Annotated in this window: 16 protein-coding genes; 9 read left to right on the top strand and 7 right to left on the bottom strand. The window is 55.8% G+C overall.

What is annotated here, in order from left to right; genetic code table 11:
* Positions 1-160 precede the first annotated feature (160 nt).
* Both E1180_RS12855 and E1180_RS12860 read right to left on the bottom strand, forming a co-directional pair.
* Entirely contained in the window at positions 161-1,342 is a 1,182-nt protein-coding gene (locus tag E1180_RS12855; RefSeq protein WP_196220587.1) for an EAL domain-containing response regulator, read from the bottom strand.
* A gap of 25 nt (positions 1,343-1,367) precedes the next feature.
* The gene (locus E1180_RS12860; protein ID WP_155191588.1) at positions 1,368-3,848 is read right to left on the bottom strand and encodes a PAS-domain containing protein; all 2,481 of its coding nucleotides are present in this window, start codon (positions 3,846-3,848) and stop codon (positions 1,368-1,370) included.
* A 264-nt stretch (positions 3,849-4,112) separates the two neighbouring features.
* Here E1180_RS12860 and E1180_RS12865 point away from each other — a divergent pair, with 264 nt between their 5' ends.
* The 3 genes from E1180_RS12865 to E1180_RS12875 all read left to right on the top strand — a co-directional run bounded on the left by E1180_RS12865 (position 4,113) and on the right by E1180_RS12875 (position 10,491).
* A complete protein-coding gene (locus tag E1180_RS12865) occupies positions 4,113-5,630 on the top strand; it encodes an aldehyde dehydrogenase (NADP(+)) (RefSeq protein WP_155191589.1) in 1,518 nt (505 codons plus the stop codon).
* A gap of 365 nt (positions 5,631-5,995) precedes the next feature.
* Positions 5,996-9,556, top strand: coding sequence for an ATP-binding protein (locus E1180_RS12870; protein ID WP_155191590.1), 3,561 nt, complete (start codon positions 5,996-5,998; stop codon positions 9,554-9,556).
* Between the two features lie 41 nt (positions 9,557-9,597).
* On the top strand, positions 9,598-10,491 hold the full coding sequence (locus E1180_RS12875; protein WP_155191591.1) for an SDR family oxidoreductase: 894 nt from the start codon (positions 9,598-9,600) through the stop codon (positions 10,489-10,491).
* Between the two features lie 97 nt (positions 10,492-10,588).
* Here E1180_RS12875 and E1180_RS12880 read toward each other — a convergent pair whose 3' ends face one another.
* The 3 genes from E1180_RS12880 to E1180_RS12890 form a co-directional block, all read right to left on the bottom strand.
* The gene (locus E1180_RS12880) at positions 10,589-11,923 is read right to left on the bottom strand and encodes a TfuA-like protein (protein ID WP_196220588.1); all 1,335 of its coding nucleotides are present in this window, start codon (positions 11,921-11,923) and stop codon (positions 10,589-10,591) included.
* Positions 11,920-13,140, bottom strand: coding sequence for a YcaO-like family protein (locus E1180_RS12885; protein ID WP_208997121.1), 1,221 nt, complete (start codon positions 13,138-13,140; stop codon positions 11,920-11,922). Before E1180_RS12885 ends, E1180_RS12880 begins: the two co-directional genes overlap by 4 nt.
* A gap of 92 nt (positions 13,141-13,232) precedes the next feature.
* Positions 13,233-13,517 (bottom strand): hypothetical protein, encoded by a 285-nt coding sequence (locus E1180_RS12890; RefSeq protein WP_155191593.1) that lies wholly within the window; start codon positions 13,515-13,517, stop codon positions 13,233-13,235.
* Positions 13,518-13,862: 345 nt separating this feature from the next.
* On the opposite strand from E1180_RS12890, the gene E1180_RS12895 reads away from it, so the two are divergent.
* Positions 13,863-14,786, top strand: a complete 924-nt coding sequence (locus E1180_RS12895) for a GGDEF domain-containing protein (RefSeq protein ID WP_155191594.1) — start codon at positions 13,863-13,865, stop codon at positions 14,784-14,786.
* Between the two features lie 74 nt (positions 14,787-14,860).
* Here E1180_RS12895 and E1180_RS12900 read toward each other — a convergent pair whose 3' ends face one another.
* A complete protein-coding gene (locus tag E1180_RS12900; RefSeq protein WP_155191595.1) occupies positions 14,861-16,354 on the bottom strand; it encodes an aldehyde dehydrogenase family protein in 1,494 nt (497 codons plus the stop codon).
* A 3-nt stretch (positions 16,355-16,357) separates the two neighbouring features.
* Entirely contained in the window at positions 16,358-17,464 is a 1,107-nt protein-coding gene (locus tag E1180_RS12905; protein ID WP_155191596.1) for a mandelate racemase/muconate lactonizing enzyme family protein, read from the bottom strand.
* A gap of 131 nt (positions 17,465-17,595) precedes the next feature.
* On the opposite strand from E1180_RS12905, the gene pdxR reads away from it, so the two are divergent.
* From pdxR to E1180_RS12930, 5 genes are all read left to right on the top strand, one after another.
* Positions 17,596-19,083 (top strand): MocR-like pyridoxine biosynthesis transcription factor PdxR, encoded by a 1,488-nt coding sequence (pdxR, locus tag E1180_RS12910; RefSeq protein ID WP_155191597.1) that lies wholly within the window; start codon positions 17,596-17,598, stop codon positions 19,081-19,083.
* Positions 19,084-19,194: 111 nt separating this feature from the next.
* Positions 19,195-20,271, top strand: a complete 1,077-nt coding sequence (locus tag E1180_RS12915; RefSeq protein WP_155191598.1) for an extracellular solute-binding protein — start codon at positions 19,195-19,197, stop codon at positions 20,269-20,271.
* Between the two features lie 144 nt (positions 20,272-20,415).
* Entirely contained in the window at positions 20,416-21,537 is a 1,122-nt protein-coding gene (locus E1180_RS12920) for an ABC transporter ATP-binding protein (RefSeq protein ID WP_155191599.1), read from the top strand.
* Positions 21,537-22,403 carry an ABC transporter permease gene (locus tag E1180_RS12925; RefSeq protein WP_155191600.1) on the top strand — a complete coding sequence of 289 codons (867 nt, stop codon included), beginning with the start codon at positions 21,537-21,539 and terminating at the stop codon, positions 22,401-22,403. The genes E1180_RS12920 and E1180_RS12925 overlap by 1 nt, the downstream gene beginning before the upstream one ends.
* Positions 22,404-22,414: 11 nt before the next feature.
* Complete coding sequence (locus tag E1180_RS12930; RefSeq protein ID WP_155191601.1) at positions 22,415-23,275, top strand: ABC transporter permease; 861 nt, start codon at positions 22,415-22,417, stop codon at positions 23,273-23,275.
* Positions 23,276-23,282 lie beyond the last annotated feature (7 nt).

The following is a 23,282-nucleotide window of genomic DNA, read 5'->3' on the forward strand; positions in this document are numbered from 1 at the left end:
CGAATACCCGGACCAGGCGTTACCAATTCAGGAGGCGTACTTCGGCAAATGCAAAACCAAAATTGCGTTTTCGAAACGGCGGCAGCCATCGGGCGTCCGTGTAGCTGGCATGACGGAGCGGCTCTGAAAAACCTGACAGGCACAAAGCATGCCGCCGTAACTAAGAGGACGTCAAGCCGCCCTGCTCTTGGGCCCACACAAAAACCTCGTCCGCCGGCATTGGTTTGGCAATGAAATAGCCCTGGACAACATCAACACCGAGTTTCGCGACAAGGTCCCATTCGGTCTCGGTTTCAACGCCTTCCGCAACCGTCGACAGACCCAGTCTTTTTGCAAGGGAAACGCTCGATTCCAGCATTGCCCGCGCCTCTTCGTCCTGCGGAGCCCCGGCAACAAACGCCCGGTCGATCTTCAGTTCTGTGAAAGGGATCCGTTTCAACTGCTGCATGGACGAGGCCCCGGTGCCGTAATCGTCGATGGCAAGCCCAAGGCCTTTCATGCGCAAGCGTGTCAGGATCTCGAGTGGCGCGGCAATGTCATCCATGATCCGGCTCTCGGTCACTTCAATTGTGACGTACCCCGGATCAGCCTGCTCCTTCGCAATTGCCTGGCTTACCAGATCGAACACTTCGTAGCGGGTCAGGGAGTCAACCGAGAAGTTCACCGCAACCGAGATCTCCAGCCCTTTGCGCCACCAATCCGCCAGAACCGCAATGGATTTTTCAAAGACTTGCCGGGTCATTTCATCGATAAGACCGTTATCTTCAATAACCGGGACAAAGGCGATGGGAGGGATCAGGCGGCCATCCGCTCCCCGCCAGCGGGCCAGAGCCTCCACGCCGACAATCCTGCGATCGGCGACAGAAACCTTGGGCTGGAAAAAAACATCGATGCAGCCGCTTTTTAGGCCATCTTGGATGTCCTTCAGGCTCAGGACATCAATCGGACCACGTTTTGCGGCCTCCTGCTGCGCCGCATAAGTGTCCAGCAACGCCTTGAGCGGATCGGGCTTGATCGGTTTCTGTAGGGATCCAAGCACGTTCAAACGGTGCGCCTCAGCCAGTTGCGCGGCGGTCTGCAGGATCCGCTTTTCCTCGCCGCTGACCAAAACAATCCCGCAGGCGGCATTACGTTCTGCGAGATGGCGGAGGAATTCCAGCCCGTCCATTCCCGGCATGTTGAGGTCGCAGATGATAATGTCCGGCCCGTGCGCTTCCACGGCCTCAAGTCCCCTGGCCCCGTCTTCGGCCGCCAAGACCGTGTCGTAGCCAATCTTCGTGAGGATCTTTGTTGTCAACTTGGTGATGAACGGATCATCGTCGACGATCAATATCTTCGCCATGCCCATCTTGGCGGTGCTCTCCTGTTCAAAGACCCTCGATATATATTGCGATCCGGTCCATGATTGGCCGTAACTTTGCACAGTCTGCGTTAATAATCGTCCAATCTTGTGATTTTCCGGCCTGTTCCAGCGTGTAACTCACCGCGGCAAGATCGGACGCCCCGACCGAACGCGAAGACGACTTTAGTTTGTGACCGGCTGCAGCAACCGCATCTGCATCCCCGCTCGCAACCGCTGCTTCGATTTCGGCAATTCCCAACCAGGCCGGTTCGATGAAATCGGCGAGTATCTCTTTGATCGTCTCCGGATCATCACCAAAGATATCTTGCAATGCCGACAGGTCGATTGGCGGGTCCCCACCTTGCTGGCCGGAAGTACCGGCTGATTCCGTTCCGGTCTGTTGCGAAACACGCCCTTTGGCTCCCGACAAGGACGCTTTCGTGGCGCGGGCATTGGGGAGCCACCGCTCCAGCAGAGCCTTCAGTTTTGCCATCTCCAGCGGTTTGGGCAGAAAATCATCCATACCGGCATCAAGACAACGATCCGCCTCCCCCTGAAGGGCATTTGCCGTAATCGCAATGACCGGAAGCCTGTTCGCGCTGGTCGTCTCGTCCCGCCGTAGGGATCTGGTCATTTCCAAACCATCCAGTTTCGGCATGTGCACATCGGACAGCGCGACGGCGTAGCGGCCAGACCGGAGGGCGGCCAAGCCTGCTTCACCATCTTCGACAATTTCGCATTGATACCCCAACAGCCTCAATTGACGCTGAATGACATCCTGATTGGTCTTGTTGTCCTCGATCACCAGGATGAGCTCGTTATTGGCAATTGCTGTTTTCAGATCAGGTGCGTCTACCGCACCCATACCAATGGATGGCCCTTTCCCCTGAAGGCTTGGAGAGGCCCTTCCAAGGGCTACACAAAGACTGTTTAGAAAACTTCGGCGGGTCAGCGGTGTTGACGGCATAAAGACGGTATCTGGCAACGCCAATGCATCGGCATCATCAGTGTTTTTGTGTTCACGCACAAACCGGGTCGCATTCAGACCTGGGTGATCCCGGAACTTGTTCTGAATCCTTGTTGTTGCCGCTTCGTCACCCAATGCGCCCAGAAGGACGATGTCATAAGGCTCACCGCCTTTTCCGGCGGACTGAGCCGACGAAAACACATCCTCTACATCTTTATGGAAGGTTGCATGAATACCGGCATGATCGAGCCATGCCTGAATGGTTTTCTGCCGTGTGCCATCTTCCTGAAAATGCGCCAGAAGGCGTATGCCCTCAAAATCGTAACTTGGATTGGCAGCGCCTTCGTCTGAAACTGCATGTGAGATCGTTACGGCAAAAGTGCTGCCCTGACCGGGCTCGCTGGCAACATCAATTTGGCCGCCCATCATGTCGACCAGACGGCGCACAATCGTAAGTCCAAGCCCCGTTCCTCCAAACCGCCGCGTGGTGGAAATGTCTGCCTGCTGAAACGGCTGGAAAAGGTTGGCTATCTGCTCCGGCGTCAAACCGATCCCCTGATCGCTCACACGATACCGGATTGTCGCCTGATCCTCTGCGAGGCCCGCCAGTTCTGCTGTGAGGGTTACTTCTCCCGCTTCCGTGAATTTGACTGCATTTCCCAGCAAATTAAAAAGGATTTGCCGCAGCCGCACCTGATCCCCTTTGACAAAAGGCGGAATCTGCGGGTCGCAGTAACAGATCAGATCGAGGCCCTTGTTGCCCGCATTTGGGCCCATCGTTTCACCGACCCCATCCACGATGTCCGGCACGGATATCGGGATCATCTCCAAATCCATCTTGCCCGCTTCAATCTTTGAAAAATCGAGAATGTCATTGATGATTGTAAGGAGCGAGAAGGCCGAGTCCCGGATCGTGGAGGTCATTTGCCGCTGGTTGTCATCCAGATCCGTGTGCGTCAGCAGGTCTATCATCCCGACAACCCCATTCATTGGCGTACGGATTTCGTGGCTCATAGCCGCCAGAAACATGTCCTTGGCGCGCGTTGCGCTTTCAGCCTTTTCCCTGAGATCTTCCGCGCGCTTTCGGTTCGCCTCCGCTTTTTCCATCATATCAAGCGTCGCCTGACGCGCTTCCTTGAGCTCTTCCATCTGTTGCAGCAACTGTTGGCGAGCCTGGACCCGTTCGGTGATGTCGGAATAGGTGCTGACGAAACCGCCGCCGGGAATCGGACCGCCCTTGACTTCCATGTAACTGCCGTCGGGACGGGAGCGTTCGAAGGAATGCTCTTCGAAGCAGCGGACTTTCTTCATAAGTCCATCGACTATGTCGTCGACATCACCTGAACCGAACTCACCTTGTTCGGCATCGAACCGGATAAGCGCCTCAACGCTCTGCCCCCGAAATACAAGTGCATCCGGATAGTGGCGCATTTCCCGGAAGCGCGTGTTCCAGGCAAGTAGCTCCAGGTTTTCATCAAAAACGGCGACACCCTGGATCATGCTGGAGAGTACGCTTTCGAGCAGTCCATCCCTGTCCATGTTCGCGCCTCGTCCTTGTGAGCGGGTCTGATGTGCCCAATGGTACCAAAGACGCCGGGCGACCGCCAAAGGTGATCCGTCCTATCCTCGCATCATTCCATGATGCATTCACGCAAGGAGGTTGTCTTCACCAGCAGTGACGACTAGTAGTTCTTTCAACCAACCTTTCTGAAGGCCAGCCCAACCGCAGCTTCCAGTCATCACCCTCGTCAGTGTCCAGCAGGTCGCCAGAGACGGTGCCCTTCCCAATTGAGCAGGATTGCCATGACATTCATGCCGCACGGAAAACACTTCATTGCCGGACAATGGACGTCCAGCGACGGAACCTTTCAGTCAGACCCTGCACAAGGCGCGCCGCATACCTTTTGCGCCGGCACTGTGGCCCAGGTCGATTTGGCCTGCCAAGCAGCGGAAGAGGCTTTCTGGAGTTTCGGGTATGCGTCCCGCGAAACCCGTGCCGCGTTCCTGAACGCGATTGCCGATGAAATCGAAGCCCGTGCGGATGCGATTACGGAAATCGGAATGGCCGAAACAGGTTTGCCGAAAGCAAGGCTGCAAGGGGAACGCGGAAGAACGGTGGGCCAGCTGCGCCTCTTTGCCACTCATATCCTGGACGGGGCCTATCTCGACAAACGGCACGACGGCGCCCTGCCGGACCGCCAGCCGCTTCCGCGCCCGGATTTAAAGATGGTTCAGCGCCCGATTGGCCCGGTGGCCGTGTTCGGTGCATCGAACTTCCCCTTGGCTTTCTCCACGGCGGGCGGAGACACGGCATCCGCGCTTGCGGCAGGCTGTCCGGTGGTCGTGCGCGGTCATCCGGCGCATCCGGGCACGGGTGAGATTGTTGCCGAAGCCATATCGGCTGCCCTGAAATCCTGCGCTCTTCATCCGGGAGTTTTTTCCTTCATTCAAGGACCAGGGCACGAAATCGGGCAGGCACTTGTCCAGCATCCACTGATCACAGCCGTTGGGTTTACCGGTTCTCTTCGCGGCGGCAGAGCACTTTTCGACCTGTGTGCTCAACGGCCAGTACCGATCCCGTTTTTCGGCGAGCTTGGCTCGATCAATCCCGTGTTCTTGCTACCGGCTGCGCTTCACAACAGAAGCGATGAGATCGCCAGAGGCTGGGCGGCCTCGCTGACCATGGGCGCCGGCCAATTCTGCACGAACCCTGGTCTTGTTCTCGTCCTGGAAGGCGCTGAGGCCGACACGTTTGTCGAGACAGCACGTCAAGCCTTGGAGACGACCGAGAGTCAAACGATGCTTGCAGACGGAATTGCGGATGCATTCCAATCAGGTGCCCACCGGATCGCAGCTGTGCCAGACATCCGGAAACTGGTTGGAGCGGCCTGCGAGAACCGTGCTGCCGCGCCCTATTTGTTCGAAACATCCGGGGACACATGGCTGGCAAACAAAGAGCTTTGGCATGAAGTATTCGGCCCGCTGGGAATTGTCGTCAGGGTCAAGAACACAGCCCAGCTCCTTGAAATTGCGAGACACCTGGAAGGGCAGCTTACCTGTACCCTTCAGATGGAAGCCGACGATACTGACCTTGCGAAAATGCTGATGCCGGTTCTGGAACGTAAAGCGGGCCGGGTTCTCGCCAACGGGTTTCCGACAGGTGTTGAGGTCGCTGACGCCATGGTCCATGGGGGCCCCTACCCGGCGTCCACGAACTTCGGAGCGACATCCGTGGGAACACTCGCCATCCGGCGGTTTTTGAGGCCGGTCAGCTATCAAAATCTTTCGGCTGATCTTCTCCCAACGGACTGGGCAGACTGACAAATTTCGGCCCGGCCTACGAAATTGACGTTATCCTGGAAACACCTTCCTGAGAGGCGGTTTGGGCAATGATCCCCCCGCCTCTCATTCCAATAGCGGATGCAGGAGCATATTTGTGCCCTCACAGTTTCTTCTCAAGCATTCCTGCAATTTAAAGTAAGTGGAAAAATATGCATTTCTCAAAGTTGTAATTTTCAAAAAACTGCAAACAGCACTCTAGTAAAATTTGACAGAATCTGCTTCCGATAAAATTGTATCATGCACGGAAACTCGCACGGCGTGTAGGAACGGCTCTTAGAGCGAACGGCATAGAGACTGAAATCAGGAGAAGAATCTGTGAACCTCCGCTCCGGAGCCTCCGAGTGATGGACACTCAGAACCGGGCTCAGATCGGTCCTTATCTCATTGAGACCCTGCTTGGCAAAGGCAGCATGGGACTGATCTACGCTGGCCGACATGTAGAGACCGGAACAACTGCTGCCATCAAAACGGTGTCGACCATAGAGGCCGCAAAGCTTGGGCAGATACGTAAGGAAATCCGTTCGCTTGCACGGCTTCACCACCCCGGTGTTGTCCAGATTCTCGAACACGGTATTGACGGCGGCAAACCGTGGTATGCCATGGAATTGCTGCAAGGAACGACCTTGGACAGTCTCGTCCGCCAAAAACGGCCGGAACACTCATCAACTCAACTCGCTAGCGCCACACCAGTCTCTGTTTCAGGCGATGACGACGCGACCCTGATTTCAGACTTGCGCCCCCTTGCAGAACGACACGTTTTGAGGGGCTCGACACCGGCTGCCGAAAAATATCAGTCTTCCCAGCACGATGACGACAAAGGTCTGAATGACCTGCTCGCGCTCGGCAGCCGGATCTGCCGCACCCTTGCCTATGTGCACGGTGAGGGCATCATTCACCGTGACCTGAAACCGGGCAACATTTTCATCAAAAACGGCGTTGATCCGATCCTCGTGGATTTCGGTCTCGGGAGCCAGATGAATGATGAAAGCGGCAGGGAAGTTGTTGAGAGCGCGCTCGGGATCAGCGGCTCGCCGAACTATATGGCGCCGGAGCAAATTCGCGGTGAAGCGCTTGATGCCCGGTGCGACCTATACGCCTTCGGCTGCATCCTCTATCGGCTCGTAACCGGAAAGACCCCGTTTTCCGGCTCCCGCGCCCAAGTTTTAAGGGGGCACTTAGAAAGAGATCCGGTCCGCCCATCGGATCTTGCCAGCGACGTACCGGCGGAGCTGGATGAGCTGATCCTGTCGCTTATGGCAAAGTCGAGAGACAGTAGAATAGGCTATGCAGAAAATGTGGCTTTGGCGCTTGAGGAAATGGGCGGCCTTCCAAATTCCCAGGATTTCGCCGTCAATCAACCGAGCCCTTATCTCTACAAAGCGTCGTTTGTCGCCTCCGGCAAAGTGATAGAGCGTTGTTCCAAACACATCGAGACCGCTTGCAAAGGCAAGGGACAGTTCATCGTTCTGAGCGGCGAAAGCGGTTCGGGAAAAACCCGCCACGCCATGGAATTGGCGAGGCGCGCCAAGCGCTCCGATATGCGGATTATCAACGGACAATGCCATTCTGGACTGTTTGACGGCGGCCAGATGAAGGTCCAGGCGCATCGTCCGCTTCACCCTTTTCAACCCTTGTTTGATGCATTTGCAGATCTTTGCAGCGAACAGCCGGGTTTCCTGAAGACGTCGGTCGAGGAGCGGGATGCCGCTGTCTTGGCCGAATACTCGGAGAGCATTGCATCCCTACCGGACGTGGCCGGGCTGACTGCCCCGCCCCAAATCGGCGAAGACGATGCAAGGAGGCGGCTTTATCGCGCGGTTGCAAAGCTCATCACGGCCTGCGGGGGGGCCCAACCTCTTTTCTTGCTGATTGACGATATCCAGTGGGCGGACGAACTTTCCCTCGGCATGTTGTCTTATCTGGCAGACGGACATCTTGCGGATATGAAGGGTCTGGTAGTCGGCACCGTGCGCTCGGAGGAACAATCCGCACCTGTAAAAACTCTGCTCTCACTTCCTGAGATCGAAGAAATTTCACTGGCGCGGATGGGATCCGAAGAAGTGACGGCCATGACCGGCGGCATGCTGGCCATCAATCCGGTTCCGGCAGCATTTGCTCGGTTCCTTCTGGAGCGCAGCAACGGAAACCCTTTCTTTATCGCCGAATACCTTAGAAGTGCCGTGCAGGAGAAGGTCCTTGTCAGGAACCTGAGGGGCGAATGGTTGTTCTCGGGCAGTGGCATGTCGGATGAACGCCAATACGAGGCCCTGGACCTCCCGCAATCCCTGCGCGCGCTGATCGAGTTACGGTTGAACCGGACTGCACCGGTTGCTCGCAGCGCTCTTGATTGCGCAGCTCTGATCGGCCGGGACTTTGATCCCGACCTGATCTCAAGGATCGAGCAAGTCGATGGACCGACCATGCTGTCGATCATTGACGAGCTCGTCAGCCAGCAGGTTCTTGAACACTCGGCAACCGGCGGCCTGCGGTTCCTGCATGACAAGATCCGTGAGATTGCAGAGGCATCACTTCCCGCCGCGCGCCTGCGGGAACGGCATTTGCAGATCGCGCAAGCATTGGAAGGAGTGACAGAAGCGGACCGCATGCCCCCCGACAATCCCGGCCAGCTTGGACACCATTGGTCTGCGGCGGGCATTCCTGAGAAGGCGGTTCCCTATCTTGGGCAGGCGGGTGCACAGGCCAAAAAAGCCCATGCCATTGAGGAAGCCATCCAGTTTTATGAAACGGCTGACACTGAGATCGGCAAGGCAAGACAATCAGCTGACCCGGAACCCGGAAGCTGGGCGAAGGAAACTGTCGAGGTCAACGAGGCGCTCGGCGAGCTGCTTCTCCTCAAACGCCTGCACAATCGCTCGCGTCAGCGCTTTGAAACCGCCCTTCAATCGGCAACCGATAATCCCCTTTCCCAATGCCGTCTCTTGCGAAAAGTAGCCAAGGCCTGGGAGGGAGAGCACAACCACGACGAAGCGCTTGCAGCTTATTCAGGGGCGGAAGCCGAATTGGCGAGAGTAAGCAATAATCTGAAAGCTTGGCAGAACGAGCAGATCGAAATAAGGCTGGGCCGCCTTTGGATCTACTATTGGTCGGCACAAACGGAAGCAATCGAAGCGGAACTTGCCGGAACGCGCCAGCTTATTGAACGCCATGGCACCGCCGACCACAGGTATGGGTTTTACTTCTCGCAGATCCTTAACTCCTTGCGCAAAGGCCGCTATCGCGTCGGTGTTGATCTGCTTCAACTTGGCGAAGCACTGCTAGCAGCTGCGCTTGACCGCAAGAGCGAAGCGGAAATCGCATTCGCCCACTTCGAACTCGGTTTCTTGAGGCTTTTTGCAGGACGTTTGGAAGAAGCAAAGCCAGAATTCCTGACCGCAATTTCCCTCTATCAAGAAATTGGTGATGCTGGCGGAGAGACCCGCTCTCTCTGCTACTACGTCATTCTTCTGCGCCGGCTGCAGCAAATCGAGGCGACAAGAAACGCCGCCCAGGATCTTCTTCGTCAGGCGAGCGATGGCGAGATGATTGATTATATCGGCATCGCGCATGCATCTCTGGCATGGACCGACATGAAGCACGGCGACGTCAAGCATGCAGAGCTGGAATTGGCACGAGCGTTCGAGGTTTGGAACAGCCTTTCCTATGTGTATTCCATGCAATGGACGGCTGCCCTCGTCAGCCTGCAGATCGCCTATGAGAACAAGCAGTACGACAAGCTATCTCAGATGGCCAAGACCCTTATTGACCCAATCCAACTGCACCTGCCGGACGCGATTGATGGCCCTATGCGCCAGATCGTTCAAGCCGCTGAAAGAGACGATACGGCCCTTATGATGAGCAGCGCAAAGCGCGCATTGGATCAATCAGTTTCGGCCGGATTTCTTTGAGTTCAAACAATTGCCATCTGGAACGTGAATTGGAGACGAAGATGATTTTGGTGGTTGGTGCAACAGGCATTCTCGGGTCTGCGATCTGTTTTGCGCTTCTGGAGTCGGGAAAGACCGTTCGCGCGCTGGTCCGGGCCGACCGCGATCCAGCCGAAGTGGACCGCCTCCGCTCAGCTGGAGCTGAAATCGCGATTGGCGATTTGACAGACAAGTCCTCCCTGCAAGCTGCGTCTCGCGGGATAGAAGCTGTCATCTCAACCGCGACGTCAGTGTCCATGCGACGCGAAACGGACAATTTCGAAACTGTCGACCGGCAAGGGCATCTTGATCTGATTGATGTAGCCAAAGAGGCCGGTACGGATCATTTTGTGTTTATGTCTTTCCCTCCATTTCCCGGCGAGTTTCCGCTTCAAACCGCGAAAAGAGCGATTGAGGAGAAACTCAAAGGCGGGGCGCTCCCAAACTACACAATTATTCAGGCGCCCCACTTCCGGGAAGGGTGGTTGACCGCACCGCTTGGCATCAATCCGGAAACAGGCGCCATGCGAACCTGCGGCGGAGGTAAGGCTCCGATCTCATGGATTGCGCTGGATGATGTGCGCGATGCTGTTTGCGCCAGCCTCGATGCACCGGCCGCACGGAACAAGGTCCTGCAAATCGGCGGCGACGCAGCCCTCAGCCAGTCTGACGTCATCTCAAGATGCGAAGCGATGACCGGCAGATCAATTGAGGTGGAAGACACGCCACATGCGCAACTGGTTGAAATGGCGAATGGAGACGATCCTCTTATGCGCACATTTGGAGGTCTGATGCTGGTCTGCGCTGATAAAGGATGCGAAATCGATAATTCTGAGGCGTCAAAGGTATTGGCGTACACGCCCCGGCCACTTGACGACTTCTTGACGGATTTGTCTTCGTCCCTGCCCAAAGCCTAGCGTGCCAACGGATAGGGTTTTCACCCTGTGGCGGGGGAGGAACATGCTATTCGATATAGACCTGCAGCCAAAACCCGATATTGCCGGACAGCGGTTATCAAACCGAGTCCGAACTGTCGCCACGAAAGAGGAACTCGCGGGCCAGGGCTTGAAGAAAAGCCTGTTTGCTTTTGAAACCAAGCGCTTGAATATGGGCATCAATGTGCCGGGGAACAGGCTTTTGAAGACAGGTTTTAAAGTACCAGGCGACCAACTCTGTTTCGCATAGCCCAGTGGCTTCCACGTCACTGGGTTCTTTACCGTTGAGCCTCAGCCATTCGGCTTTTTCCTCCGCCCGACGGCTTAGGCGCCCGTATTGACCTTTGGCTCTCAGTGCGTCAGGCACATATGTCCGGATTTCGTTATCCCGTTGTGATTTCGCGGTCTCGAAAACAACCTGTCGCTTCATAAAGCTTGTTAGCTCAGGCACGGTGATTTGTTGATTTGCCATCCACTCTTCGATCTCGGCCCCTTCTACCAAATCACGGCTTAGAAAGAAGCGGTTGAGAACAGCATCAAATACCGCTCCATCGTCTTCCATCTGCAGCCTTGATGCTTCGCGGGCGGCCAAAGCTCTACCGGCAGCCTCGCCAAGTGTTTGGGCATGGAGATCCGGATCAAGACGGAGTTCTTCCATGAGACCTTCGCAACGGCCTTCGGAGGCAGGCCTTCCAGCCTGACGGATCAGCCGCTCCCAGGTATCGGTATGCTCAAACTTATAACTAACCGTCATGGGATGAAGAGCATTTTTCATGAGAGCTGAGATTTGGGCCAGCATCTCGCACGCATCGTCATGCTTCACATCCGCTCGGCCACCCGGTAACCAGCCGAAAAAGTCGGACAACATTTGGACAGGAACATCGCATGCAACGCCGTCAGCAACATTTTTGTAGCTGCGCTTGGAGAAATGAAGCGTCTTGGCATGGTCAAGCATCAGCTTATGGGCCGTCGTGTCGATTACCTTTGCCGCCTCGGCGAGACCAAGCGTTGCCCGAATGTTGACCATTGCTTCCGACAAGCACGGATAGCCGACCTCTGCCGGCCCGTGCACAACAGCGACCTCATCATCGTCTTCAAGGCTGCCGCTATAGAAATCGCAGAAAACCCGGCCGACGCCTTTCATGCCGAAATCCGCAAGTTCTGCAGCCCTCAGCGCGCCCATGCTGGCAGCACCGAACACATGCACGCCCTGGCTCATGGCCCAGAGTATCTCCTTGTGCCAAACCGCTGGAACCTGCTCGAAATAACCATCAACGATGCCGATGATGCGAAAACCGTTCTGGACGGCACGATAGACGTCTCCCTGGGAAACCGGCGGCAGTACTTGAACATCGGCAAGTGACCTTGCTGTACCGGGCTCCAAGGTTGGTCCGAGAAAAACGGCAGCGGTCAAGACTGCGGCCCCCTTCGGTAGGCTGCCCTGCGGGCAAGACTCCGCTTTCCAACGCAGTAACCAGGCGCATCATGCAGGCCTTCAAGGCCGGGCACGATTACCCGCACAACTTCAATTCCAGGAACCCGTCCCCCAAGATCGACAGCCACGACCTGCGATAGTCCAACGCGGCCGAGCTTCTGAAGCAGACAAGACACATCTTCCTCAAACGTCGAATGCGCGAAAGAGGGCGCTGAGGAAAACGTTCGCATCGATTTCGAAACACCGCTTTCGATCTGATCCCGATGTTTTCCGACCCGGTCCGGATTTCGGGCCGCTTCAAAGAAGTCACGGTGCGCATCATCACGCGCCCCGGCGATAAAGGTCAGTCTGGTTTGAGCTGCCTCGGTAAGAGCCCGCAACAAGGCGACGTCGCGTGTCAGATGGCATCCGCTTCCGTGGCTGCAATAAAATTGCCCGAGATGGTTCGGGTCGCGATCCGCAATCGTGCAGGAAAAGACCGGCAGGCCGATATCCGTGCTAATGTCCCAGACGCCTATCGCCTGATTGGCAGCCGACAGGAGGTCGATAGCAAACCGGCAGTCAGGATCGTCCACCGTTGCCAGATCCAGACGGCATTCAGAACTTTCCGGTCCGCCGGTTTCAGCCCACAAAGTCAAGGCGTCCCGCTCAATAAGTTCGCAGATGCCGTGACTGACCGCCTCGAGCCAATGATTACCACTAGCGAGCCCATTTGAGCTCATTTGGAAATTCCCGCTGGTTGGCGGCAACGGATATGAGAAATTGGTGTGAACCGTTTCAAACGGCACCCACGTTGAGCGCCCGCTGTTCAATTCAGTCCCTTGGCACCAAAGAATTGGACGGAAAGGGTCGAAAATCCCGCCGACCATTCGCGGCAGACCTGCTACATCGATCACACTGCCGTCCTCCGACAGCTCCGCAAAGTGAGCGTGTCTCAAGGGAAGAGTGACATGTTCTGCGTGATAGCCCTCAATGGCCTCCATGATCCCCGATACACGTGCTGAATCGAGATTGAGGCCCTTGCCCTGCGATACAGAAAGAGAGCGGGCGTTTGGTCTATAGACTGCTACGACCGGCAACCCGATCGTATCGAGGCCGGTCACATTCGCAACGCGCGTGATACCAAATGTCTTGAGATGGGGCTTTAGGCGCTGCAGGGTCACGGCCGGCGAAACAAGGCGGTGTGTCCCGTGCACATGTTCTTTCGGCGTTGTATCAGAATGCTTCGAAGGTAGGACATCGCTACCCTCGAAGTTCATTCCCGGTCGAGCATCAGCAGATGTGCGGATCATCCGCCATCAGGTCCACCCTTGAGAACATCAAGATTGAGCAAGAAGCATGTTGCCCCAAAAATGCCGGGAACAGGCGTTTCCTCTGCTCCTCCAGCTGGAACAGTTGGAATACTCGCGGCCGCCGCGCCATTCTTCACAAGATGTTCAACGCGCTTGTTCGAATCAACCAAGTGCTTTTCTTGATTCATCCAAACATCTTTAGGAATATGATAATATTGCCCATCACGAACGACTAGCAAGTCCTGCCTATAGTCCCAGGAAGTCTCATTTTCACCAGACATGCACCACCCCAAATTTTGAGAAAAAGAATCGCTACTAAAAATATCAAAACACGGCAAAACTATCAATATTTTTGGGGAAATTGATGCATCAAGACTTTCTATTAATCGCAGAAAGCATCTCCAAACGGATCATTTTTAATTCAGTAAAAGGATCAGTTCAACATAAGTTTATAGAATTTTCGTGTAACCTAGCGGCAAGGTTGAAGCTGATCGGTCAATGACATATAAAATTTGAAACATGTCAAATCTGCTTATCCGCCGCGACGGCGGTGCGCAACGGCCGAGTTTTTTTGGCCTTGCTGGCTTTGGGGCAATAAAGCTGGGTTAATCGTCGGGGCAACAAACATGACCATTACCTATGCCGCAATTTCCGATGACGGGACAATCCAGGGCGATGCCACCCTCATTTTGGAAGACAGCGCGAAGCGGCGTCCGGCGGATGAAGACAGAAAACCGGGAATCGTGTTCATCGACGGTTTGGACACCGGCCGGTCCTTCATCTTCACAAAACCACAAACAGTGATTGGCCGCTCCAAGGACAGTGACATCAAAGTGCGTGAGCGGGACATCAGCCGCCGCCATGTCATGTTCGATGTTGCGGATGATGGTGTTCAAGTCATCGACCTCCGGTCCCGGAATGGGGTCTACGTGAATGGCATCCCCGTTGAACGCCAGTATCTTGAAAACAATGATGTCGTGCAGATCGGGTCTGACGTCTCGATCCGGTTTTCGATGCTCACCAGTGCCGAAATCGAGTTTTTGAAGGAGATGTACCGGGCTGCGGTCTACGATAGCTTGACGGATACGTATAACCGCCGCCATTTCCAGAACGTTCTGGAAAATTGCTATGATCACCGCTTCAAAAAGAAATCACGATTGGCGTTGCTGATCGTCGACATCGATCACTTCAAGAGGCTCAATGATACATTCGGCCATCAGATCGGCGACAGGGCCCTGTGCCATGTGGCGAGCTTGATCAAGGATGCCGTCCGCAACGGTGATACGGTTTGCCGGTATGGAGGAGAAGAATTCGCAGTCCTTCTTATGGATATCGACCTTGAAAGGGCGAAGGAAATCGCGGAACGAATTCGCATGGCCGTTGAAGAAAACCCCATGGTGACGGAAAGCTTCATCATCCCCATGACGGTTTCGGTCGGTGGTGCTGCCATCGATGAGGCGGCCACGGATCCGGAAAGACTATTCGGCCTCGCCGACAGCCGCATGTACGGCGCAAAGCAGGCAGGCAGAAACAAAGTGTTCACAGGCTAGCGGCAAAAGAAAAAAGGCCGGCCCGGGGAACACGAACCGGCCTTTTGAGTTACGAAGCTGCCCGCTTTGACGAATTAGGCAATCTTCGCTGCAACGCTTTTGGTCTTGCAGTAGCTTTTCAGCCCCTCAATTCCCTTTTCGCGGCCAAAGCCCGATTTCTTGTTGCCGCCGAAGGGCACTTCGATGCCACCGGCGAAGTATTCATTGATGTAAATCTGGCCTGCATCAATCTTCCGTGCCATCTGGTGCGCCTTCGCGAAATCCTTGGTGTAGATCCCGGCAACAAGACCATATTGGGAGTCGTTGGCCAGCTGCAGCGCATGCTCGGCATCTTCGGCAATCTGCACGGTCAGGACAGGGCCGAAGATCTCTTCCTGCGCCAATTCGTCTGATGCATCGACCGCATCCACAATTGTCGGCTCGAAGAACCATCCATCGCCAGTGCCAGGTACACCTGTCACATTGCCACCCGCAACTATCTTGGCCCCGCGGGCCTTCGCCCGCTCAACAAACCCGGCAATCTTGGCCAGGTGTTCGGAAGAGTTGACCGGCCCGACATCCGGTTTGTCCAGCCCATGCCCGAGTTTCAGGTCTTTGGTCCGCTGCACCAGCGCCTCCATGAAAGGGGCGTGGATGCTGCGCTCAATCACAAGCCGGGAACCAGCGGAGCAGATCTGACCGGCATTTTCATAAATGGCCCCCAGGACACCCGAAACCGCCTGGTCCAAGTCACAATCCGCCAGAACGACCACCGGAGATTTACCGCCGAGCTCTAGTACAACACGGGTAATGTCGTCGGCAGCGGCCTTCATGACACGCTTTCCGGTCTCAACAGAACCTGTGAACGTGATGTGGTCGACGCCCGGGTGCTGGGTGAGGGGTGCACCGACTTCGGCGCCGGTTCCAGTCACGACATTGCAGACACCGTTGGGAAGTCCGGCATCGCTAAGAATCTTTGCAAGAAGAAGAGCTGTGAAGGGCGTTTGTTCCGCGGGCTTCGCAACAACTGTGCAACCGGCTGCCAAGGCGGGTGCAAAGCCGCGTGCGGCCGTGGAGATCGGGAAGTTCCATGGGATGATATGCGCTGTAATCCCTACCGGCTCATGAATGGAGTATCCGACATAGTCCGGCCCAAGCGGGAAGCTGTCCCCCTGCAACTTATCGCAAGCGCCGGCGTAGTACTCGAAAGTCCGCGCCGCGCCGCGCACATCCCCCTCCGCTTCCTGAAGAGGCTTGCCGCTGTCCAGGCTTTCAACCACAGACAAAAGATCACTGTTTTCCAAAATCAATTTAGCGGCTTTTTGCAAGATCCGGCACCGCTCGACTGGTGCAAGGTCGCGCCAGACCGTTTCGAAAGCATACCTGGAAGAAACCACCGCCTTGTCGACGTCTCCCGCATCGCCTGCGGTAAATCTGGCGAAGGCCTTCCCCTTGCCAGGATCGAAACTCTCCATTGTCCGGTTGTGCGACGGCTCCACGAACACGCCATCGATAAAGTGCCCGCTCGGCAGGGCACTTAACGTTCCGGTTTCTTGGTATTCCTTAATCAGCTCAGCAGATTTCGACATGAATTAGCGCTCCAGGGAACTGATTTTGTAAATGGATTTTGCGAGCCATTCCGGATTGACCTCAACACCCCAACCGGGCGCATCGGTAACGATGGCATGTCCGTCAACAATATCGAATGGCGAGTTGACGAACAGATCGTACTGCCATGGGTAGTAGTCTTCCTGTTCGATGGAAAACTCCAGATACTTGCCGGCATTGGGGATCGCGCGGAGCAGGTGCATTGTAAAGAGGGTCACCAGGGAGAGGTTGGCGGCGTGCGGTGTGCACGGGATACCGGCTTCATGGGCCATTTGGGCCACTTTCATCGTCCGGATCATACCGCCGAGATAGCAAATGTCCGGTTGAATGATGTCAACAACGCGCTGATCGATCATCCGCTTCCAGTCGACCAGAGAACAGTCCTGTTCGCCGCCTGTTACATCTATTTCAAGCGCATCGGTGACCTGTTTTGTCTGGTCGTAATGCCAGTAAGGGCAGGGCTCTTCAAAGTGCGAAATACCGTTATCCTGCAGAAACTTGCCGACCTCGATCGCTTTGCCTGGTGAGTAACAGGAGTTTGCATCAACAAGCAGCGCAGTGTCTTCGGAAAAGGCCTTGCGCATGGTCGGAACAATCTCTTCGGTCCGGCCGGGCCATTCGTCCTGATCCCGGCCGCATTCAGCGCCAATCCGGAACTTGAATGCGGTAAATCCAAAGTCATCCTGTTGTTTTTTCAGGCGGTCAGCCTCGTCCTTCGCGGTAATATCCCGCTTCATGGAAGACCCGTAAGCGCGCACTTTTCCAGGCGTTCCGCCCAAGAGTTCGCAGACCGGTTTTCCTTCCAGCTTGCCGCGCAGATCAAACAGAGCCGTATCCAGACCGCCCATCGCGCGCCGCAGGTAGGAACCTGGGAATTTGTGCTCCCGGTCCGGAATGATGTCCATGAGATGGGCGCTATTGAGCGCATCTTCTCCAAGCGCGTAAGGCGCCACTTGCCGGTGAACCACCTCGGCCGTGATGTCGGCATAGTACGGCGCGACCTGGCCCCAACCGGTAGAACCGTCTTCGCCGGTCACACGGACGAAACAGACAAACTCATTGGTGAAAGTTTCAATGGATTGGATTTTCATATTTATTTCAGATCCTTAGCCGACGTCATTCGGCCCGCAGTTGTCCATCATTAGATGCCACCCTACTCATAATTGGACTTGAATTAAGGTCCGTTTTGCGCAAAGTCTCATACCAATTTTGGAGACACTGAATGAAACGGCATGCCGGCGCCGTGCTATCGTCGATAAAAATCGACAAGGCCGCGGGGAAGAAACGCTCAATCCAGCTTTACATGGCTTTACGCGATTTGCTGCTGACGGGCGCGCTCACGCCCGGCGACCGTCTGCCGGCAACGCGAACGCTGGCGCAAGAAATCGGTGTTTCCAGAACAACGGTCATCGACGCTGTCGACCGCTTGACGTCGGAAGGGCTGCTTGAGGCGAGGGTCGGGTCCGGGACCTATGTCAGCGAAGCTTTGACGGCGAGGCTCGCCCCAAAACCGGCGGCGAACTCGAATGACGTTGCCCAGGTTGCCCCGCGGCTATCACATGCCTCCAAACATGCCATCCCCGACTTCACACCACGCGCACGCCTTCCTCACAAATCCCAGGCATTTGTAACTGCCCTGCCGGCCCTTGACGCCTTCCCAATGGGACAATGGGCAAAGCTCTCCGCCCGGCATTGGCGCAAGACGAGGGACGAAATTACCAGCTATGGCGAGGCCTTTGGGTATGCACCGCTGCGTCAGGCAATCGCCCGCCAGCTCAATGCATCGCGCGGCATAAAATGTGACCCTGGCCAGATCTTCATCACCAATGGCGCACAGCGTGCATTCTCGCTTGTTGGCGGCCTGCTCGTTAATCCGGGCGAACCGATCTGGTTCGAAAACCCCGGTGCAATCGGGGCACGCAATGCCTTTGTTGCAATTGGCGCGAACCCAGTCGCGGTCGATGTCGACGGAGAGGGATTATGTGTCGAGGACGGTTTGTCAAAGGCCCCGCATTTCCGGCTGGCGTTCGTCACCCCGTCTCATCAGCAACCTATGGGCTGCGTGATGTCGCTGCCCAGGCGGCTGGCTTTGTTGAAGGCCGCCAACGAAGCGGACGCCATGATTGTCGAGGATGATTACGATGGCGAATTCTATTACGGCGACCAGCCGCCACCGACCTTGAAAAGCATCGACACCCATGGCCGCGTCATCTATGTCGGCACGTTTTCGAAGTCTTTGTTTCCGGCGCTTCGGCTCGGGTTTGTACTTGTTCCGGACGGCCTTGTGGAGAGTTTTGCAAGGGTCTGCCAGACTTGGCTCAGCGGTGTTCCAACCGTGACCCAGGCGATTGTCGCTGAATTCATGGATGAGGGCATGTTTGCCACTCACATCCGAACCATGCGTCAGCTTTACAAGGAACGCTATGAGATCTTGATGCGGGAATCGGCCAGCTTGGCTGGCGACATCGACATGCAGGCAACATCGAGCGGCTTCCATACTCTCGGTCTCTTGTCCAACAGTTTGGATGAGGAAAAACTGGTTGCAAAATCGGCCGAGCACGGGATCACGACGGTGCCCCTCTCACGCTATACATTACGCAGTCTTCCACAACGCGGGTTGGTGCTTGGATTTGGCAGCGCCGCAGCCGATGAAATCCGCAAGGGAATCCAGACGCTCAAAACGATCCTCCCCGCATGCCGCGCAAGTTAGACCGAAGCAAATTGGTCTGCTAAAATATTCGCAATGGATATATTTGACAGGCCAATTCAATCTTACGCTTTCTGGTGGTGCGTTTACAGAAATGCATTCTAGGAGGACGTTATGCATATCAAAACGACAATGGCCGGTCTTTTGGCAGCGACAATGCTGGCTGGGGTAGGCTCCGCGCAGGCGGAAACACTGCGCTTGTTGACCTGGGGCTCCTATGCGCCGGATGTACTGGTACAAAAATTCGAAGAAGAATATCCGGACATCGACGTTGAAGTCACCTTCTCCAACAACGAGGAAATGATTGCCAAGCTGCGCGCAACCGGCGGCGCAGGGTTCGACCTTGCTCAGCCCAGCCACGACCGTATCTACGCAGCTCAGCTGGAGTACGACATCTACAAGCCGCTTGATCTGTCCAAGATCAACACAGATGTGCTTGAAGCCAAACTGCTCGCCGGTGTGAAGGAAAACACAACAATCGACGGCGAGGTCTATGCCGTTCCACACCAGTGGGGCACATCCGGCTTGATGGCCGAAAAGACAATGGCACCGGATTTTTCGAGCTGGGCAGATCTTTGCGATCCGCAATATGCCGGCAAGACATCCATGCGTCTGAAGCGGACCATTCTGCTAGGCACCGCTTTCTCCATGGGTGAGAATCCGTTCGAAGCCTATTCGGATCTTGAGAAGTACCAGGACATTCTGGACAAGGTCGCGGACAAGCTGATCGAGTGCAAGGCCAACATCAAGGCCTACTGGAAGGGCGGCGATGACCTTTCCGCCATGATGTTGTCGGGCGAAATTGTTGCATCAGAAACCTGGGACTCCACCGCCTACAAACTATTCGACCAGAACGAAAACATTGTTTTCATTCCGCCTAAGGAAGGCGCACTGGCCTGGATCGATACCTTTGCTCTTCCACGCAAAGCAAAGGCCGACGATGCCGCTTACAAGTGGATCAACTTCGTTCTGCGTCCTGAAAACGTCACTCTGATGTCCGGAAGCACGGGTGCCATTGCCGCCGTTCAGGGCGGCAAGGATCTTCTCCCCGAGGACAAAAAAGCAGCGGTCAACGCCGCCTTCACAGATGCGGACATCGACAATCTCAAGTTCTTTGCCAACATTCCTCCGGGCGTTGAGGACATGGAAGGCAAGACCCTTGAGAAAATCAAGGCAGCGACAGGCGGTTAATCCGGCCATATAACACGCTGTTAAGACTGCCGGGCACCTGAGTGCCTGGCAGTTGCTGCTCTTAAGACCCAAAAAACAATAACGGGACATGCCCGCCAGGCGGCATCCGGCCCGAAAACCAAACATTCCAGTGGGCACGCGTTCATGAAACATACCCCGACCTATGATCTTGAGTGTCAAGACCTCGCCAAGAACTTCGGCTCTTTCCGGGCGGTAAAAGGTGTCTCGTTCGATATTCCGAGCGGCTCCTTCTTTTCCATCCTTGGCCCGTCGGGCTGCGGCAAGACCACGCTGATGCGCATGATCGCGGGCTTCGAAGACCCCTCTGGCGGAGATATCAGGATCAAGGGCAAGTCGGTTCTCGGCACACCGCCAAACAAGCGGAACGTGAAAATGGTGTTCCAGCACCTTGCACTGTTCCCGATGATGAACGTTTACGAAAACATTGCTTATGGCTTGCGCTGCAACGGTGTCTCGAGTGCCGAGATCAAGCGCAAGGTCCATGATGTTCTGGAACGGATTGCCCTGCCGGATGTGGCCGAACGGGAAATCCATCAGTTGTCCGGCGGGCAGAAGCAACGCATTGCAATTGCGCGCTGCATGGTTCTCGATCCTGACGTTCTCCTGCTCGACGAACCTCTTGGCGCCCTAGATCTGAAGCTGCGCGAAGCGATGAAAATCGAGCTCAAACTGCTGCAGCATCAGTTCAACACGACATTCATCTACATCACCCACGACCAGTCCGAAGCGCTGGTGATGTCCGACAATGTCGCAATCATGAATCAGGGCGAGTTCGAACAGATCGGCACACCGCAGGAACTGTACCACCACCCGAAAACGGCATTTGTCGCGGGGTTTGTCGGCGACAGCAATCGCTGGAGCGGCACGGTCACGTCAAGCGATGGGACAGGTGGCCAGGTCGAAACCGATCAGGGCCTGCCAATGACGTTCTCCGCTGCGGGCGGCACCAAGATCAACGAGGGATCGAAGGTCGACATTTTTGTGCGCCCCGAATTCATTCACGCCATTCGGGCAAACGGGGCAAACAAGTCCTCCGCCGATGGCGATAACCGGCTTAGCGGCGTCGTGGACAGTCTGCTCTTCAACGGCGCGAACAGCCGCGTGCTGGTCCGGGCCCAGGGCGGGGAACTGGTTGAGGCTGACGTGACCCTGACCGGCAACAACGACATCAAGCCAGGCGAAGATGTGGAGCTGGTCTGGTCCTCGCGCCAAGCCATGTGCTTTGCGCAGAACGGGGGGGCGTGATGCAAAAAGACATCAAGCGCCTCTCGCTTATTCTGCTATTTGCCCCCTTCACGCTCTGGATCCTTCTCCTCGTCGTTCTGCCGCATATCGGCATGGTCATCTTGTCCTTGCGGGAGAAGGTAGCGCCACGGGTCTACGAATTCGGGTTTGGCAACTACCTGGAGTTCCTGCATGAACCCATCTACTGGAACACCCTGATCCGCACCGGGTCCATGTCGCTTCTTGTGACGGCCCTGGCTCTGATCATCGGATTCCCGATTGCATATTACATCGCGAAGATCGCAGGGCCGCGCGCTCGTGGTGGCTTGTTTCTTCTGTGCCTCATCCCGCTTTGGGTCAGCGACCTGATCCGGTCGTTTGGCTGGATCCTGCTGCTGCGCGAAACGGGCGTCATTTCCAGCTTTCTGGTATGGACTGGACTGATCGGAACGCCGGTGGAGTTTTTGTACAACGATGCAGCGGTGATTGTGGGCCTTGTCTACACGGTGATCCTGTTCATGATCGTTCCGCTTGTGTCGACGCTGGACGGCATGGACAATTCCATGATTGAGGCCGGGTACAATCTAGGCGGAAACGGTTTCACGGTTCTACGCCGGATCATAATCCCCTACGCCATGCCGGGCATTGTTGCCGGGTGCATCGTGACCTTCATGTTGACTGCGGGGTCCTACCTCACGCCGATCCTTCTTGGCGGCAAGAACTCCAGCTGGTTCACCGAGCAGATCTACAACCAGTTCATCACCCGGTTTAACTGGGAGGGTGGGGCCGCCTTCGGCATGTTGCTTCTGTTGTTCACATCCCTGGTGATTTGGCTTGGCCTGAAGCTGAGCGGCCAGACACTCGCCAACACCGTGGCCAAGAGCTGAGGAGGACGACCATGCTTGCACAAAACAAGACCACACCGTTCCTGCTCGGATATCGGCTTTATGTCGTCACCTTTTTCATCTTTCTGGCGGCGCCGCTCATTTCGGCTGGCGCATTTGCGTTCAATGACAGCCTGTTCCCGGCCCTGCCCTGGCAAGGATTTACCCTGGACTGGTTTTTCGGCGACACCGAACCCAAGCTCGGGATGTTCCATGACCGGCGTCTGCTCCAAGGGCTCTACTACTCGTTCGTGATTGCGATTTTTGTGGCGGCCCTGTCGGTGTTTGTCGGCACGACCAATGCCTTCCTGTTTGTCCGCGGAGATTTTCCGGCCAAGAACTTCTTCTACATCATGATGGTTGTTCCGCTGGTTATTCCAGGCGTCATCCTCGGCATCTCGATCCTGGTGCTGGCAAGCGACACGGCCAACATGATGGAACGGCGGTTTGCCATCGAACTGGAATTCCTGCGGCCTGGCATTCTGCTTGTCGTGCTCGGGCAATTCTCCTTCATTGCGACCATCACATCCCTCGTGATCACAGCCCGTTTGAAGAAATTCGATGAGACCATGGAAGAAGCGGCTTACAATCTGGGCGCCAGCCGGGCACGGGTCTTGCGGACAATCACCCTGCCCTTCTTGCGGCCGGCCATGATTGCAGCCGGGATCGTTGCCTTCCTCGTCTCCTTCGAGAACTTCAACACCACGTTGTTCCTTGTCGGATCCGAGGCGCCTTTGACCATCACCATGTATGATCGTATGGCGAAAGTCGGCTCGACACCGGTCTTGAACGCCGTCTCGTTCTTCCTGATGGTTGGGTCCGGATTGCTCGCCCTGATGTCTGTTCTCATCCAGCGCGACAAGACCGCACGATAGGAGGCCA

The organism is Roseibium denhamense (genome assembly GCF_009711415.1).
In the GTDB taxonomy this organism is placed as follows: Bacteria; Pseudomonadota; Alphaproteobacteria; order Rhizobiales; family Stappiaceae; genus Roseibium; species Roseibium denhamense.